The organism is Microlunatus sp. Gsoil 973 (assembly GCF_009707365.1).
Classification (GTDB): domain Bacteria; phylum Actinomycetota; class Actinomycetes; order Propionibacteriales; family Propionibacteriaceae; genus Microlunatus.
On record NZ_CP046122.1, the window covers coordinates 4,664,806 to 4,678,474 of the forward strand.

14 protein-coding genes are annotated in these 13,669 nt (G+C 67.0%); 13 read left to right on the top strand and 1 reads right to left on the bottom strand.

What is annotated here, in order from left to right:
* Positions 1–27: 27 nt before the first annotated feature.
* The 7 genes from GJV80_RS21850 to GJV80_RS21880 all read left to right on the top strand — a co-directional run bounded on the left by GJV80_RS21850 (position 28) and on the right by GJV80_RS21880 (position 5,899).
* Positions 28–753, top strand: a complete 726-nt coding sequence (locus GJV80_RS21850) for an MgtC/SapB family protein (RefSeq protein WP_154689706.1) — start codon at positions 28–30, stop codon at positions 751–753.
* A 59-nt stretch (positions 754–812) separates the two neighbouring features.
* Entirely contained in the window at positions 813–1,208 is a 396-nt protein-coding gene (locus GJV80_RS21855) for a molybdopterin-binding protein (RefSeq protein WP_154689707.1), read from the top strand.
* Positions 1,205–2,041, top strand: coding sequence for a molybdate ABC transporter substrate-binding protein (modA, locus tag GJV80_RS21860; protein ID WP_230207929.1), 837 nt, complete (start codon positions 1,205–1,207; stop codon positions 2,039–2,041). The genes GJV80_RS21855 and modA overlap by 4 nt, the downstream gene beginning before the upstream one ends.
* The gene (locus GJV80_RS21865; RefSeq protein ID WP_230207930.1) at positions 2,038–2,853 is read left to right on the top strand and encodes an ABC transporter permease; all 816 of its coding nucleotides are present in this window, start codon (positions 2,038–2,040) and stop codon (positions 2,851–2,853) included. The genes modA and GJV80_RS21865 overlap by 4 nt, the downstream gene beginning before the upstream one ends.
* Entirely contained in the window at positions 2,847–4,052 is a 1,206-nt protein-coding gene (locus tag GJV80_RS21870; protein ID WP_154689708.1) for an ABC transporter ATP-binding protein, read from the top strand. Before GJV80_RS21865 ends, GJV80_RS21870 begins: the two co-directional genes overlap by 7 nt.
* Positions 4,053–4,134: 82 nt before the next feature.
* Entirely contained in the window at positions 4,135–5,145 is a 1,011-nt protein-coding gene (locus GJV80_RS21875; protein ID WP_154689709.1) for an LCP family protein, read from the top strand.
* A 28-nt stretch (positions 5,146–5,173) separates the two neighbouring features.
* Positions 5,174–5,899, top strand: coding sequence for an MOSC domain-containing protein (locus GJV80_RS21880; protein WP_230207931.1), 726 nt, complete (start codon positions 5,174–5,176; stop codon positions 5,897–5,899).
* Here the strand turns inward: GJV80_RS21880 and GJV80_RS21885 are convergent.
* The gene (locus tag GJV80_RS21885; protein ID WP_154689710.1) at positions 5,871–6,107 is read right to left on the bottom strand and encodes a hypothetical protein; all 237 of its coding nucleotides are present in this window, start codon (positions 6,105–6,107) and stop codon (positions 5,871–5,873) included. The two genes, GJV80_RS21880 and GJV80_RS21885, sit on opposite strands and share 29 nt — an antisense overlap.
* An 87-nt stretch (positions 6,108–6,194) precedes the next feature.
* Here GJV80_RS21885 and GJV80_RS21890 point away from each other — a divergent pair, with 87 nt between their 5' ends.
* The 6 genes from GJV80_RS21890 (at position 6,195) to GJV80_RS21915 (ending at position 13,660) form a co-directional block, all read left to right on the top strand.
* Positions 6,195–7,070: an aldo/keto reductase gene (locus GJV80_RS21890; protein WP_154689711.1), complete on the top strand. Its 876-nt coding sequence runs from the start codon at positions 6,195–6,197 to the stop codon at positions 7,068–7,070.
* Positions 7,071–7,695: 625 nt separating this feature from the next.
* Complete coding sequence (rpsL, locus tag GJV80_RS21895; protein WP_143985473.1) at positions 7,696–8,067, top strand: 30S ribosomal protein S12; 372 nt, start codon at positions 7,696–7,698, stop codon at positions 8,065–8,067.
* The gene (gene rpsG / locus GJV80_RS21900) at positions 8,067–8,537 is read left to right on the top strand and encodes a 30S ribosomal protein S7 (RefSeq protein ID WP_154689712.1); all 471 of its coding nucleotides are present in this window, start codon (positions 8,067–8,069) and stop codon (positions 8,535–8,537) included. Before rpsL ends, rpsG begins: the two co-directional genes overlap by 1 nt.
* 80 nt (positions 8,538–8,617) lie before the next feature.
* Positions 8,618–10,714, top strand: coding sequence for an elongation factor G (fusA, locus tag GJV80_RS21905; RefSeq protein WP_154689713.1), 2,097 nt, complete (start codon positions 8,618–8,620; stop codon positions 10,712–10,714).
* Between the two features lie 206 nt (positions 10,715–10,920).
* Complete coding sequence (gene tuf, locus GJV80_RS21910) at positions 10,921–12,114, top strand: elongation factor Tu (protein ID WP_154689714.1); 1,194 nt, start codon at positions 10,921–10,923, stop codon at positions 12,112–12,114.
* Between the two features lie 256 nt (positions 12,115–12,370).
* Positions 12,371–13,660 carry an MFS transporter gene (locus GJV80_RS21915; protein WP_230208457.1) on the top strand — a complete coding sequence of 430 codons (1,290 nt, stop codon included), beginning with the start codon at positions 12,371–12,373 and terminating at the stop codon, positions 13,658–13,660.
* The last annotated feature ends 9 nt before the right edge of the window (positions 13,661–13,669 follow it).

Here is a 13,669-nt window from a genome sequence, read left to right on the forward strand (position 1 = left end):
ACGTGTGGACCGATGGGGAGGAATGATATGGACTGGGTCAGCGTGCCGCTGCAGACCGATCTGCAGTGGTCACTGCAGTTCGCGCGGCTACCCGAACTCGGCGCCGCCCTCGTGCTGTCGATGGCGGTCGGTTTCGAGCGACAGTTCCGCGGCAAGCAGGCCGGTGTGCGTACCCACGCTCTGGTCGGTCTCGGCTCCGCCCTGTTCATGTTGGTCTCCAAGTACGGGTTCGCCGACCTGCTGGGCACCACCGGTATCGGTCTTGACCCGAGCCGGATCGCGGCGCAGATCGTCTCAGGAATCGGATTCCTCGGTGCCGGCATCATCGTCTTCCGGTCCGACGCGGTCCGCGGGCTGACCACTGCCGCCTCCGTCTGGCTCACGGCAGCCATCGGCATGGCGTGCGGCGGGAGCCTGTTCGCCTTGGCCGGGGTGGTGACCGCCGCCTACTTCCTGGTCGTCTTCGTCGGCCCGCTGCTGAGCCGACTGACCCATCCGGTCGGTTCGGCCGAGTTGCAGATCGAGTACCGCGACGGTCAGGGTCTGTTACGCGACATCGTCGAGGTGATCACCAGTCGGCAATGGCGGATCTCTCGGCTCCGCACCGGGACACATCGCACCGATCCGGGCTACGTCGCGGTGTTCATCGCCGCCGAAGGCGGCACCGATTCCGGCGATCTGCTCGATGCGGTTGCCAGCGTCGAGGGCGTACGGTCGGTGGACTGGGCCGATGACGAGGACAGCTCCTCCTGATCGAGCTCGAAACCCGGCTCCGAAGAAATCCGTAGCTGCGGATGTCCTAAGCTTGCCCCGTGCCGCAATATCGGATTTCTCAGGCAGCCGGGCTGCTGGGCGTCAGCGACGACACCGTACGCCGCTGGATCGACACCGGCAGGCTGTCCGCGGTTCCTGGAGACGGCCCGACCGAGGTCGACGGAGCCGACCTCGCGCGGCTCGCCCAGGACGTCGCCATGGCCCCGACGGGCGGCAGGCCGGTGGCCGAGAGCGCCCGGAACCGGCTGACCGGGCTGGTCACCAGGGTGACCAAGGACACCGTCATGGCCCAGGTCGACCTGCAGTGCGGGCCCTTCCGGGTCGTCTCGCTGATGTCCGCCGAGGCCGCCGACGAACTCGGCCTGGAACCGGGGGTCCTCGCCGTGGCTGCCGTGAAAGCGACCACCGTCGTGATCGAGGTTCCGCATCCATGACCGGCCGCCGGCAGAGGATGATGATCAACCGATCCCGTGGGCGGCCCCGGATTGTCGTCACGCTGATCGCACTGCTCGCCGTCGCCGCCTGCGGCACATCGACCGACAACGGCAGCGGGCCCGCATCGTCGGCGAGCAGCTCCGCGGGAGCGGGGGACAAGATCACCGGCAAGGTCACCGTACTTGCGGCGGCCTCGCTGACCGAGGCGTTCACCACCATCGGCAAGGACTTCGAGGCCGTGCACCCCGGCACCACCGTGACCTTCTCCTTCGGCTCGAGCGCGACCTTGGCGACGCAGGTCAACCAGGGCGCACCGGCCGACGTCTTCGCCTCGGCCGACGAGCGCACCATGCAGCTGGTCACCGACGCCGGGAACGCCCGGGATCCGAAGATCTTCGCCACCAACACCCTGGAGATCGCCGTACCACCGGGAAATCCCGGCAGGATCTCCGGACTCGCCGACTTCGCCGATGGTTCGAAGAAGACCGCAGTGTGTGCCAAGGAGGTTCCCTGCGGGGCAGCGGCCCGACAGGTGCTCCAGAAGGCCGGAGTCAGGGCGAAACCGGTGAGCTATGAGACAGACGTCAAGGCCGCGCTGCAGAAGGTCGAACAGAACGAGGTCGATGCGGCCCTGGTCTATGAGACCGACGTAGCCGACGCGGGCGACAAGGTCATGGGGATCTCCTTCCCTGAGGCGAGCGCGGTGATCAACAGGTATCCGATCGTCGCACTCAAGCGGTCCGCCAACAGTGCAACGGCTTCGGCCTTCGCCGATTACGTCACCGGTCCCGGTGAGAAGGTTCTCCACCGGGCCGGATTCGGGTCTCCGTGACCGACGCCCCCCGGACCCGGGTCACCGGTCAGCGTGGCGGTGTGCCGGTCCTGTTGATCACGCCGACCCTGATCGGGCTGGGTTTCCTGGTGCTGCCGCTGATCGGTCTGCTGGTCCGGGCGCCGTGGACACGAGCCGCGGCCATCCTCGGCGGCGGGGAGGCCTGGCCGGCACTTCGACTCTCGTTGATCACCGCCACTGCGGCCACCCTGCTGGTCCTGCTGCTCGGTGTGCCTCTGGCGTGGTTCCTGGCCCGTCCGCAGGGCCGTTTCCGCTCGTTGCTGCGTGCGGTGATCACCGTCCCGCTGGTGTTGCCGCCGGTCGTCGGCGGCGTCGCGTTGTTCACGATCCTCGGCCGTTCGGGGATCATCGGCCACCCGCTGTACCGACTCACTGGCTTCTCGTTCCCGTTCACTCCCTACGCCGTGGTGCTGTCCCAGACCTTCGTCGCCCTGCCGTACCTGGTGCTGTCGGTCGAGGGCGCGCTGCGCGGCGCTGATCGTCGTTACGAGGATGCGGCGCAGACCCTCGGCGCACGACCGTTGATCGTCTTCTGGCGGGTCACCCTGCCGTTGATCGGGCCGGGCGTCGCGGCCGGCGCAGTGTTGGCCTGGGCCCGCGCACTGGGCGAGTTCGGCGCGACGATCACCTTTGCCGGCAACTTTCCCGGCACCACCCAGACCATGCCGCTCGCGGTGTACCTGGCCCTGGAGACCGATCCGGACGCCGCGTTGTTGCTTTCGGTGTTGCTGCTGGTCGTCGCGGTTGCCGTGCTCGCCCTGCTGCGGGATCGGTGGGTACGCCAATGGTGAGTCTGCTGGAGGCGAACTTCCGGCTCAGCCGCGGACGATTCGATCTTGAGCTGTCGCTGACCGCCGAACCCGGCGAGGTGGTCGCCCTGGTCGGACCGAACGGCGCCGGCAAGACGACGACGCTGGGTGTCCTGGCCGGGCTGCTGGCGCCGGAGAGTGGCACGGTCCGGGTCGGCGGACGGTTGCTCGCGGGGGACGGGATGTCGCTGCCGCCGCACCAGCGGCCGGTGGGCGTGGTGTTCCAGGACTACCTGCTGTTCCCCCATCTGACGGTGTTGGACAACGTCGCCTTCGGGCTGCGGACCGGCGGGATGTCGCGATCGGCCGCCAGGCATCATGCTGCCGAATGGCTGGCTCGGATGGAGGCAGCTGATCTTGCCCCGCTGCGGCCGCACCAACTCTCCGGCGGTCAGGCGCAGCGGGTGGCACTGGCCCGGTCACTGGCCCGCAAACCGGCCCTGCTCCTGCTGGACGAGCCGCTTGCCGCACTCGATGCCCGGACCAGGTTGCTGATCCGCGGCGAGCTGCGCCGCCTGCTGGGCTCGTTCGACGGGGCGACCATCGTGATCACCCACGACCCGACCGATGCCGCAGTGCTGGCGGATCGGCTGGTGGTCATCGAGAACGGTCGGGTGGTGCAGACCGGGACACCGCAGGACGTTGCCCGGCGGCCGCGCACCGATTACGTGGCACGCCTCGCCGGACTGAACCTGCTGTCCGGGGTCGGTGTTGATCACCAGGAAGTTGATCATGCGATCGATCGGGTGGTGGATCCGGTCGTTGATCATCCGGTTGATGATCCGGTGGATCATCACGAGGGTGGTGGGCGGATCGATCATGGCGTACGCCTGTCGGACGGCACGGTGATCGCGGTGCCCGGGGCGGTGTCCGGTCGGGTCTTCGTCGCCTTCCGTCCCTCGGCCGTTTCCTTGTGGCGCAGCCGTCCGGCCGGGAGTCCGCGCAATGTCTGGCCGGTCGAAGTTCGCGGACTGGAACCGTACGGCGACAGCGTGCGGGTCGAGTTGCTCCGCTCCACCACCGACACCGTGCCGGACCGGGCCACGCGCCCCGACACCGCGTCGGCGTTCAGTTTTGTGGCCGAGATCACCGTGGCGGCGGTCGCCGATCTCGGACTGGCGGTCGGCGACCGGCTGTGGACGACGTTGAAGGCGTCCGAGATCGAGATCTATCCGGCGTGATGTTGATCACGTGCCGCGACTTGTTAGGAAAGTCACGGCAAATCCACGGCCAACGGCGAGGTCGGGCTATTACACAGGTGGGATGGCTTCCGAACGCGATCTGCAGCATCGACCCCGGAATCGACCTCGGATCGGTCGCCGCGCTCTGCTGGCGGGTGGGCTCGTCCTGGTGCCCGTGGCGGCATTCGGCGGGTACGAGGCCTGGTCGGTGACCAACGGGCTCGGCCAGTTGCACCGCAGCCTGGATCTCCCGGGCTCCAAGCCGAACACCGGCCAGAACGGCGGTCAGGCCACGGTCGACCCGGACAAGGGACGTCCGGTGAACATCATGTTGCTCGGTTCGGACAGCCGTGACCAGAATTCCGGGGACGGGCGCAGCGACACCATCATGCTGCTGCACCTGGCCGCGAACCGTGAGGACGCGTACCTGATCTCCTTCCCGCGTGACATGTGGGTAGAGGTTCCGGGGCGCGGCAAGAACAAGATCAACGCCGCGTACTCCTACGGCGGCACGAAGCTGCTCGCCGCAACGGTCAACAAGCTGACCGGCATCACCGTCGATCATGCCGCGGTGGTCGACTTCGCCGGGTTCGCCGACCTGACCGACTCGGTCGGCGGGGTGACGATCACCAACAACCAGGCGTTCAGCAGCCACGGCTACGACTACCCGAAGGGCAGGATCACCCTGTCCGGCAAGAAGGCGCTGTGGTTCGTCCGGGAACGTCACGCATTGCCCGACGGCGACTTCGGCCGGGCCGCCAACCAGCGCAAGGTGGTCAAGGCGTTGGCCGCAAAACTGGCCAAGCCGCAGACGCTCGCCGATCCGACGAAGCTGTCCCGGGTGGTCTCCAACCTCGCCAAGTACGTCACCGTCGACAAGGGCCTGAACGATCGGACGATCCTCGGCCTGGCCCGCTCGATGAAGGTGGCCGCGTCGGCGCTGGTCACCCTGCAGGCCCCGGTCTCCGGCACGGCCATGATCGACGGTCAGTCGGTCGACATCGTCGACGCCAAGCTGATGCGGAAACTGGCCGAGGCGCTGCGCAACGACACCGTCGGCCAGTACGCCGCGGCTCACAAATCCGACGGCTGAGCCGGCGCGCAGCTTCTATGCTGAGCCGGTGAGTTCCGTCCCGCAGTTCGTCGGCCCGGCCGTGATCGGCTCGGTCAACATCGGCAGCCCTGAGCCCAACCCGTACAAGGACACCAAGAAGACAGGCATCGGCAAGCACCCGGTGACCGGTCGGGTCGAGGTGCGGGCGCCCGGCCCGAAGTTCGGTGGCCTGGGCAGTGGCCTGGTCGGTGACTTCATCGGCGACACCGCCAACCACGGCGGTGACGAACAAGCCGTGTACGCCTACGCCCGGGAGGACCTCGACGCCTGGCAGCAGCGGCTCGGACGGGAGCTTGCCGACGGCTTCTTCGGGGAGAATGTGACCACCTGGGGCATCGACGTCAACCAGGCGAGGCTGGGTGAGCGCTGGCAGATCGGCGACCATGATCGACATCAGGGTCGGCCGTGCGACTGCCCGGTGCTCGAGGTGACCAGCCCGCGCATTCCCTGCTCCACCTTCCGCGGCTGGGTCGGGGAGAAGGGTTGGCTCAAGATCTTCACCCAGGTTGCCCGGCCCGGGGCGTACTTCCGGGTGATCACCCCCGGCACCATCGGTGCCGGCGACCCGATCACTGTGATCCGGCGACCCGAGCACGAGGTCACCGTCGCACTGGTCTACCGGGCGACGACGACCGAAAGGGAGCTGCTGCCCGAGCTGCTCGCGGCAGGCGATGACCTGCCGGAGGAGACCCGGCAGATGGTGGTCAACCGCACCGGATTCGATCTTGACTGAGCACTTCCATCGATCGGCCGAACTTTCCGCCGTTGTTGGCGCAGTCGGAGGCCGGAGCGTCGTTGATCATGTCGTCGCATTGATCATGCCCGCCGATCAGCAAATCCCAGTTCTCGGTGGCGATGCTGGCGGCGAACACGGTCGCGCAGTGGGTAAGGAAGCGGTTCGGCAGTGAACCCTCCTGGATCTCCCGAGGCGAGTCAGACATGATCAACTCTCCCCCGGGCGGGTGAAGGATTCTCCTGATGGGATGCGCATCTCGCATGCCGGATGGGCTTTTGTAGACTCCGGCACTATGACCGAATCGGCAGCCACAGAACTCAATGCGCGGGCAAGCGGCACCTTCGACATCAAGGATCTCGGCACCGTCCACCGTCTGGGATTCGGTGCGATGCGGATCACCGGCCCCGGGATCTGGGGTGAGCCCGCTGATCGTGAGGTGGCGCGTCAGGTCGTCCGCCGCGCGGTCGAGCTGGGCACCGACTTCATCGACACCGCCGACGCGTACGGACCGAACATCAGCGAAGAGATCATCGCCGAGGCGATCCATCCGTACGGTGAGGTGAAGATCGCGACGAAGATCGGACACACCCGGCAGGGCCCGAACATCTGGACCCCGGTCGGTCGTCCGGAGTACCTGCGCCAGCAGGTCGAGTTGATCCTGCGGCGGCTCAAGATCGACAAGATCGATCTGCTGCAACTCCATCGGATCGACCCGAAGGTGGCTGCGGAGGAGCAGTTCGAGGCACTGGCGGCGTTCCAGTCCGAGGGCAAGGTCGCCGCCCTCGGGCTCTCCGAGGTCAGCGTCGACGAGATCAAGAAGGCAAGTGAGTTCTTCACCGTCGCCACGGTGCAGAACCGCTACAACCTCACCGATCGCAAATCCGAGGACGTGCTCGACTACTGCGCGGCCGAGGGCATCGGATTCATCCCTTGGGCGCCGATCTCGGCCGGTGAACTGGCCAAGCCCGGGGGGCCGGTCGCCGAGGCGGCCGAGAAGGCCGGCGCCACGGCATCCCAGATCGCCCTGGCCTGGCTGCTGCGCCGCTCCCCGGTGATGCTGCCGATCCCCGGAACCGGTTCGGTCGAGCACCTGGAGGAGAACATCGGCGCGGCCACGGTGCAGCTGGACGATGACTCGTACGAGGCGATCGCTGCCGCCGTCTCCTGACGGTCGCTGCCCGGCATGTCCTGCGGGCCACGGACGACCCACCAACGACGCCCACTTGCTCGGCCGCGCACCACGTGCTCGCCGTCGCACCAGTTACTCGCCGTCGCACCAGTTACTCGGCGTCGCACCAGTTACTCGGTGGCGCACCGGCTGCAGGGGGTGCGAGGCCGAGTACGCGGTGCGCGGCCGAGTAAGTGGTGCGGCTCCGAGCAAACGGTGCGAGAAGGCCGGCGCCCGCGGACTGCCGACGGGCGGCCGGCAGACGACGGCAGACGACGGCAGGTGTACGGCATCGGTTTGTCGCCCCGAGTACGCTTGATTGCGGGTCACCGAGGCCCCGACACGCCGCAGATATTGAGGATTATGTGACTCCTCGGCGGGTGGGGGAGGCGTTGTTTTGACCCTCCGCTGCTGAGCGGATAATCTAGGTCCTTGTGTTCGGGCTTGCCCGACACTTTGCGCGTGCCCGAGCGCGCCCCGGGTGAACGATTGTGATCCGCGGTGGCGCGAACGACATCACCGGCTGATCCCACACCCAGAACCTGGGCCGAAGATCGCGAACCGGCCTGGCTCGTGCAGCAGGACGACCCAGGCCGAAAGCCGAAACAGAACAGAGAGAGAAGCGGTGCCCACAATCCAGCAGTTGGTCCGTAAGGGCCGTGCCGACAAGGTGGCGAAGAACAAGACGCCCGCGCTGAAGGAATCCCCCCAGCGCCGCGGCGTGTGCACACGTGTGTACACGACCACCCCGAAGAAGCCGAACTCGGCCCTCCGGAAGGTCGCCCGCGTGAAGCTGTCCTCCGGCATCGAGGTCACCGCCTACATCCCGGGCGTCGGCCACAACCTGCAGGAGCACTCGATGGTCCTGGTCCGCGGTGGCCGCGTGAAGGACCTGCCGGGTGTCCGCTACAAGATCGTTCGCGGTTCGCTCGACACCCAGGGCGTGAAGAACCGCAAGCAGGCTCGCAGCAAGTACGGCGCGAAGAAGGAGAAGTAATGCCGCGCAAGGGTCCCGCCCCGAAGCGACCGGTCCTCGTCGACCCGGTCTACGGATCGCCGCTGGTCAGCCAACTGGTCAGCAAGATCCTGCTGGACGGCAAGAAGACGGTCGCACAGAACATCGTCTACACCGCGCTGGAGGGCACCCGCGCGAAGACCGGTGTCGATCCCGTGCAGACCCTGAAGCGTGCGCTGGACAACGTCCGCCCGAGTCTTGAGGTGAAGAGCCGCCGCGTCGGTGGCGCCACCTATCAGGTGCCGGTCGACGTCAAGCCGGCCCGGGCCACCACGCTGGCCATGCGCTGGCTGGTCAGCTTCGCCCGGCAGCGCCGCGAGAAGACCATGGCCGAGCGTCTGATGAACGAGCTCCTCGACGCCTCCAACGGCCTCGGCGCGTCGGTGAAGCGGCGCGAGGACACCCACAAGATGGCCGACGCCAACCGCGCCTTCGCCCATTACCGCTGGTGATTCCCGGTCGGTCCTGATGATCTCAGGCCCGCCCGCCACCAACGACACGAGCCACATCTATTTAAGGACAGAACCCCGAGATGGCTGTCGAAACCAAGATCGACCTCCACAAGGTCCGCAACATCGGCATCATCGCCCATATTGATGCCGGCAAGACCACGACGACCGAGCGGGTCTTGTTCTACACGGGCATCAATTACAAGATCGGCGAGGTCCACGAGGGCGCCGCCACCATGGACTGGATGGAGCAGGAACAGGAGCGGGGCATCACCATCACCTCCGCTGCCACGACTGCGTACTGGAAAGACCACAAGATCAACCTGATCGACACCCCGGGCCACGTCGATTTCACCGTCGAGGTGGAACGCAACCTGCGGGTGCTCGACGGTGCGGTCACCGTCTTCGACGGGGTCGCCGGCGTCGAGCCGCAGAGCATGACCGTGTGGCGCCAGGCCGACCGGTACAAGGTGCCGCGGATCTGCTTCGTGAACAAGCTTGACCGCACCGGCGCGAGCTTCGAATACTGCGTACGGACCATCCGCGAGAAGCTGAACGCGGTCGCCGCCGTGCTGCAGCTGCCGATCGGTGCCGAGGGCGACTTCCTCGGTGTCGTCGACCTGGTCGGGATGCGTGCGCTCACCTGGCGCGGCGAGACCAAGATCGGCGAGGACTACGAGGTCGAGGAGATCCCGGCCGACATGCAGGCTGCCGCCGAGGCCGCCCGTGCCGAGCTGATCGAGACCGTCGCCGAGTACGACGACGAGCTGATGGAGACCTACCTGGAGGGCGACGAGCCCACCGTCGAACAGCTCAAGGGCGCCATCCGGCGCGCCGTGCTGTCCAGCTCGATCACCGCCGTGTTGTGTGGCTCCGCGTTCAAGAACAAGGGCGTCCAGCCGCTGCTCGATGCGGTCAACGACTACCTGCCGTCGCCGCTCGACGTGCCGGCCATCGTCGGTTTCAAGCCGGGCGACGAGTCGGTGGAGATCGACCGCCACCCCAGCGAGGACGAGCCGCTGTCGGCCCTGGCCTTCAAGATCGCCGCTGATCCGCACCTGGGCAAGCTGACCTACGTCCGGGTGTACTCCGGTGTGCTGTCCGCGGGTTCGCAGGTGCTGAACGCGACCAAGCAGCGCAAGGAGCGGATCGGCAAGGTCTACCGGATGCACTCCAACAAGCGCGAGGAGATCGACAGCGTCAGCGCCGGCGATATCGTCGCGGTGATGGGTCTGAAGGACACCACGACCGGCGAGACGCTGAGCGACCCGACCAATCCGGTGATCCTGGAGTCGATGGACTTCCCCACCCCGGTCATCGAGGTGGCGATCGAGCCCAAGACCAAGTCCGACCAGGAGAAGCTGTCCCACGCCATCCAGCGGCTGGCCGAGGAGGACCCGACCTTCCGGGTGCACACCGACCAGGAGACCGGCCAGACCATCATCGCCGGCATGGGCGAGTTGCATCTGGACGTGCTGACCGACCGGATGAAGCGGGAGTTCCGGGTCGAGGCCAACATCGGCAAGCCGCAGGTGGCCTACCGTGAGACCTTGCGCCGGCCGGTGCAGAAGGTCGAGTACACCCACAAGAAGCAGTCGGGTGGCTCGGGTCAGTACGCGAAGGTCCTCATCGACCTGGAGCCGCAGGAGGCGGGCTCGGGCTACGAGTTCGTCAACGCGGTCACCGGTGGCCGGATCCCCAAGGAATACATTCCGGCCGTCGACGAGGGCATCCAGGAGGCCATGCAGTTCGGTGTGCTCGCCGGTTACCCGGTCGAGGACATCAAGGTCACCCTGACCGACGGTCAGTACCACGACGTCGACTCCTCCGAACTCGCGTTCAAGATCGCCGGTTCGATGGTCTTCAAGGAGGCCGCACGGAAGGCCGACCCGGCCATCCTGGAGCCGATGATGAAGGTCGAGGTCACCACGCCGGAGGATTACCTCGGCACGGTGATCGGCGACCTGAACTCGCGTCGGGGCCAGGTGCAGTCGATGGACGAGCAGCACGGCAACAAAGTGGTCACCGCATTGGTGCCGCTGTCGGAGATGTTCGGCTACGTCGGCGACCTGCGGTCCAAGACCTCGGGACAGGCGTCGTACTCGATGGAGTTCGACTCCTACGCCGAGACGCCGAAGAACATCGCAGAAGAGATCGTCTCCAAGGCCCGCGGCGAGTGATCTCGCGGTGAGCCCCCGGTGCCTCCCCGCCGGACCGATCGACCGGAGAAACATTCCGGTTTGACCGGCGGGGGTGCACTGGACAAAACTTAGGCCGGATTGCCCAACTCAGGCGTGTACTGACCGGGTCCGGGTAAGCAAACAAGTCAGTCAACAACGGCTCGCCACGCGACCAGCGCGGCGGCACAGTTCAGAAGGGAGCCCCAGTGGCCAAGGCCAAGTTCGAGCGGACCAAGCCGCACGTCAACATCGGCACCATCGGGCATATCGACCACGGCAAGACCACTCTGACCGCGGCGATCTCGAAGGTGCTCCACGACCAGGACCCGGTTGCGAACCCGAGTACCGAGGCGTTCGACCAGATCGACAAGGCGCCGGAGGAGCGGCAGCGCGGTATCACGATCTCGATCGCTCATATCGAGTACCAGACCGAGAAGCGTCACTATGCGCACGTCGACTGCCCGGGTCACGCCGACTACGTCAAGAACATGATCACCGGTGCGGCCCAGATGGACGGCGCGATCCTCGTGGTCGCCGCCACCGACGGCCCGATGCCGCAGACCCACGAGCACGTGCTGCTGGCCCGCCAGGTCGGCGTGCCGGCCATGGTCGTGGCCCTGAACAAGTGCGACATGGTCGACGACGAGGAGATCCTGGAGCTCGTCGAGCTCGAGGTCCGCGAGCTGCTCACCGCCCAGGAGTTCGACGGCGACAACGCCCCGGTCGTCCGGGTTGCCGCCTTCCCGGCGCTGAACGGTGACGAGAAGTGGTCCAAGTCCATCCTCGAGCTGATGGACGCGGTCGACGAGTACATCCCGGAGCCGGAGCGCGACACCGACCAGCCGTTCCTGATGCCGATCGAGGACGTCGTCACGATCACCGGTCGTGGCACCGTCGTCACCGGCCTGGTCGACCGCGGCATCCTCAAGGTGAACGAGGAGGTCGAGATCGTCGGCCTGCGGGACTCCTTCAAGACCACCGTCACCAGCATGGAGGTCTTCCGGAAGACCCTCGATCAGGCCCAGGCCGGCGACAATGCCGCCCTGCTGCTCCGCGGCACCAAGCGTGAGGCTGTCGAGCGTGGCCAGGTCGTCGTGAAGCCGGGCACCATCACCCCGCACACGGAGTTCGAGGCCCAGGTCTACGTCCTGAACAAGGAGGAGGGCGGCCGCCACACGCCGTTCTTCAACAACTACCGTCCGCAGTTCTACTTCAGGACCACCGACGTGACCGGCGTCGTGAACCTGCCGGGCGGGACCGAAATGGTCATGCCGGGCGACAACACCACCATGACGGCTCAGCTGATCAAGCCGATCGCCATGGAAGAGGGCCTGAAGTTCGCCATCCGTGAGGGTGGCCGGACGGTCGGCGCGGGTCGCGTCACCAAGATCCTGAAGTGAGCCTGCCTCACCTCGCGATCGATTAGTACGTACCGGGACGGCCCGGACAGCATCGCTGTCCGGGCCGTTTCTGTTGCCCCGTCAGTCCGACCCCTGGGTGGGGAATGTCCGGAACGGACGCGCATTGCATGTCCTAATCGGACAATAGGCGGACCGAAGAATTGCCGCTTTCTCCTTGCTGATAAGAAAGATTCGGAAGCGACTGCGCGGCCCTTGCGCAATTCCCCCATTCTTCTAAGGTGAACCCGTGACTGCGATGGCGGGCGGTGGTGAGGCGGCGCCCAAGGTGCCGCGCCCCGGCCGGGATCGCCGGTTCCTGACCTTTCTCGGGGGAGCGGCGTCAGCCGACATCGGAGACCAGGCCTGGATCGTGATCCTGGCCTACGCCGCGGCCCAGTCGGGCTCGGCGGTGACTGCGACCCTCACGGTTGCGGCCGGTACGGTGCCGCGCGCCATCCTGGAACTCGTCGGCGGGGCGATCGCCGACCGACTGCCAACCCGGCCGTTGGTGGTCGGCGTCGCCGGCGCTCGGGTGCTGGCGCTGGCCGCCGGGCTGCTCGCCCTGATCGGCCTACCCGATCACACGATCCCGATCATCGTCGGCATCGCGGTGCTCTTCGGCGCCGCGGATGCCCTGCACAAGCCGGCCATCTTCACCATGCCGCGTCAGATCGTCGGCGTCGACAGCGTCGTCCGGGCAGCGAGCCTGCGGCAACTGGTCAACCGGCTGGCGCTGCTGGGCGGGCCCGCGCTGGCCGGTGCCGTACTGGCCGCCGTTGCCCTACCCGGCGCCATCGCCGGTCTGCTCGCGGTGTTCCTGCTGGCCGCCGTCCTGCTCTCCCTGGTCCGGGTGCGCTATCCGCGGGAGGACGTGGAGCGGGAGTCGGTTCTGGCCTCGCTGCGCAGTGTGGTCGAATTCCTGCGGTCCGACCGCCCGTCCCGCGCGCTGGTCTGTTCGATGGTCGGGCTCAACTTCTTCGTCATCCCGGTGCTCAATGTCGGTGTCGCGCTGAAGGCCCATCAGGAGGGTTGGAGCGCCCAGGTGTTGGGCATCCTGTTGGCCTGTGTCGGCGTCGGCGCAGCGATCGGCACCCTGGTCACCCTCCGGATCAAGCCGCGCCACCCGATGCGGTTCGCTTTGGCGCTGCTGGTCATGCAGGGCTTCGCGCTCGGCCTGGTCGGTCTGCTTCCGATGGTCGGGGTCGCCGTCTCGCTCGCCCTGGTCGGGCTCACCGCCCGGCCTGGCATCACCGATGATGGCCGGCACCGCGCAGGCGATCGTGCCAACCAACTACATCGGTCGGGTGTTCGCAGTGGTCGGGGTCGCCGACGACGCGCTGATCCCGTTCGCCCTGGTCGGCTACGGCGTGGTCGCCGACCGGATCGGCTTATCGACGACGACGGTCATCTGCGGCATCGGCATGGCGGTACTGATGGGCATCGGCCTGCTCCGGCGGCCGTTGCGCAATCTGCGGCTGGAACAGCCGGAGGACACGGCAGCCGAATCCGAGCGATCGGAGGCCGAGCCCGCATCGGGAGATCCTGAAGACAGCGA

Excerpts from the sequence above, each read along its gene's own strand:
- GJV80_RS21850 (WP_154689706.1), top strand. The coding sequence starts at position 28 with ATGGACTGGGTCAGCGTGCCGCTGCAGACCGATCTGCAGTGGTCACTG.
- modA (WP_230207929.1), top strand. The coding sequence starts at position 1,205 with ATGACCGGCCGCCGGCAGAGGATGATGATCAACCGATCCCGTGGGCGG.
- GJV80_RS21870 (WP_154689708.1), top strand. The coding sequence starts at position 2,847 with ATGGTGAGTCTGCTGGAGGCGAACTTCCGGCTCAGCCGCGGACGATTC.
- GJV80_RS21875 (WP_154689709.1), top strand. The coding sequence starts at position 4,135 with ATGGCTTCCGAACGCGATCTGCAGCATCGACCCCGGAATCGACCTCGG.
- GJV80_RS21885 (WP_154689710.1), bottom strand. The coding sequence starts at position 6,107 with ATGTCTGACTCGCCTCGGGAGATCCAGGAGGGTTCACTGCCGAACCGC.
- GJV80_RS21890 (WP_154689711.1), top strand. The coding sequence starts at position 6,195 with ATGACCGAATCGGCAGCCACAGAACTCAATGCGCGGGCAAGCGGCACC.
- rpsG (WP_154689712.1), top strand. The coding sequence starts at position 8,067 with ATGCCGCGCAAGGGTCCCGCCCCGAAGCGACCGGTCCTCGTCGACCCG.
- fusA (WP_154689713.1), top strand. The coding sequence starts at position 8,618 with ATGGCTGTCGAAACCAAGATCGACCTCCACAAGGTCCGCAACATCGGC.
- GJV80_RS21915 (WP_230208457.1), top strand. The coding sequence starts at position 12,371 with ATGGCGGGCGGTGGTGAGGCGGCGCCCAAGGTGCCGCGCCCCGGCCGG.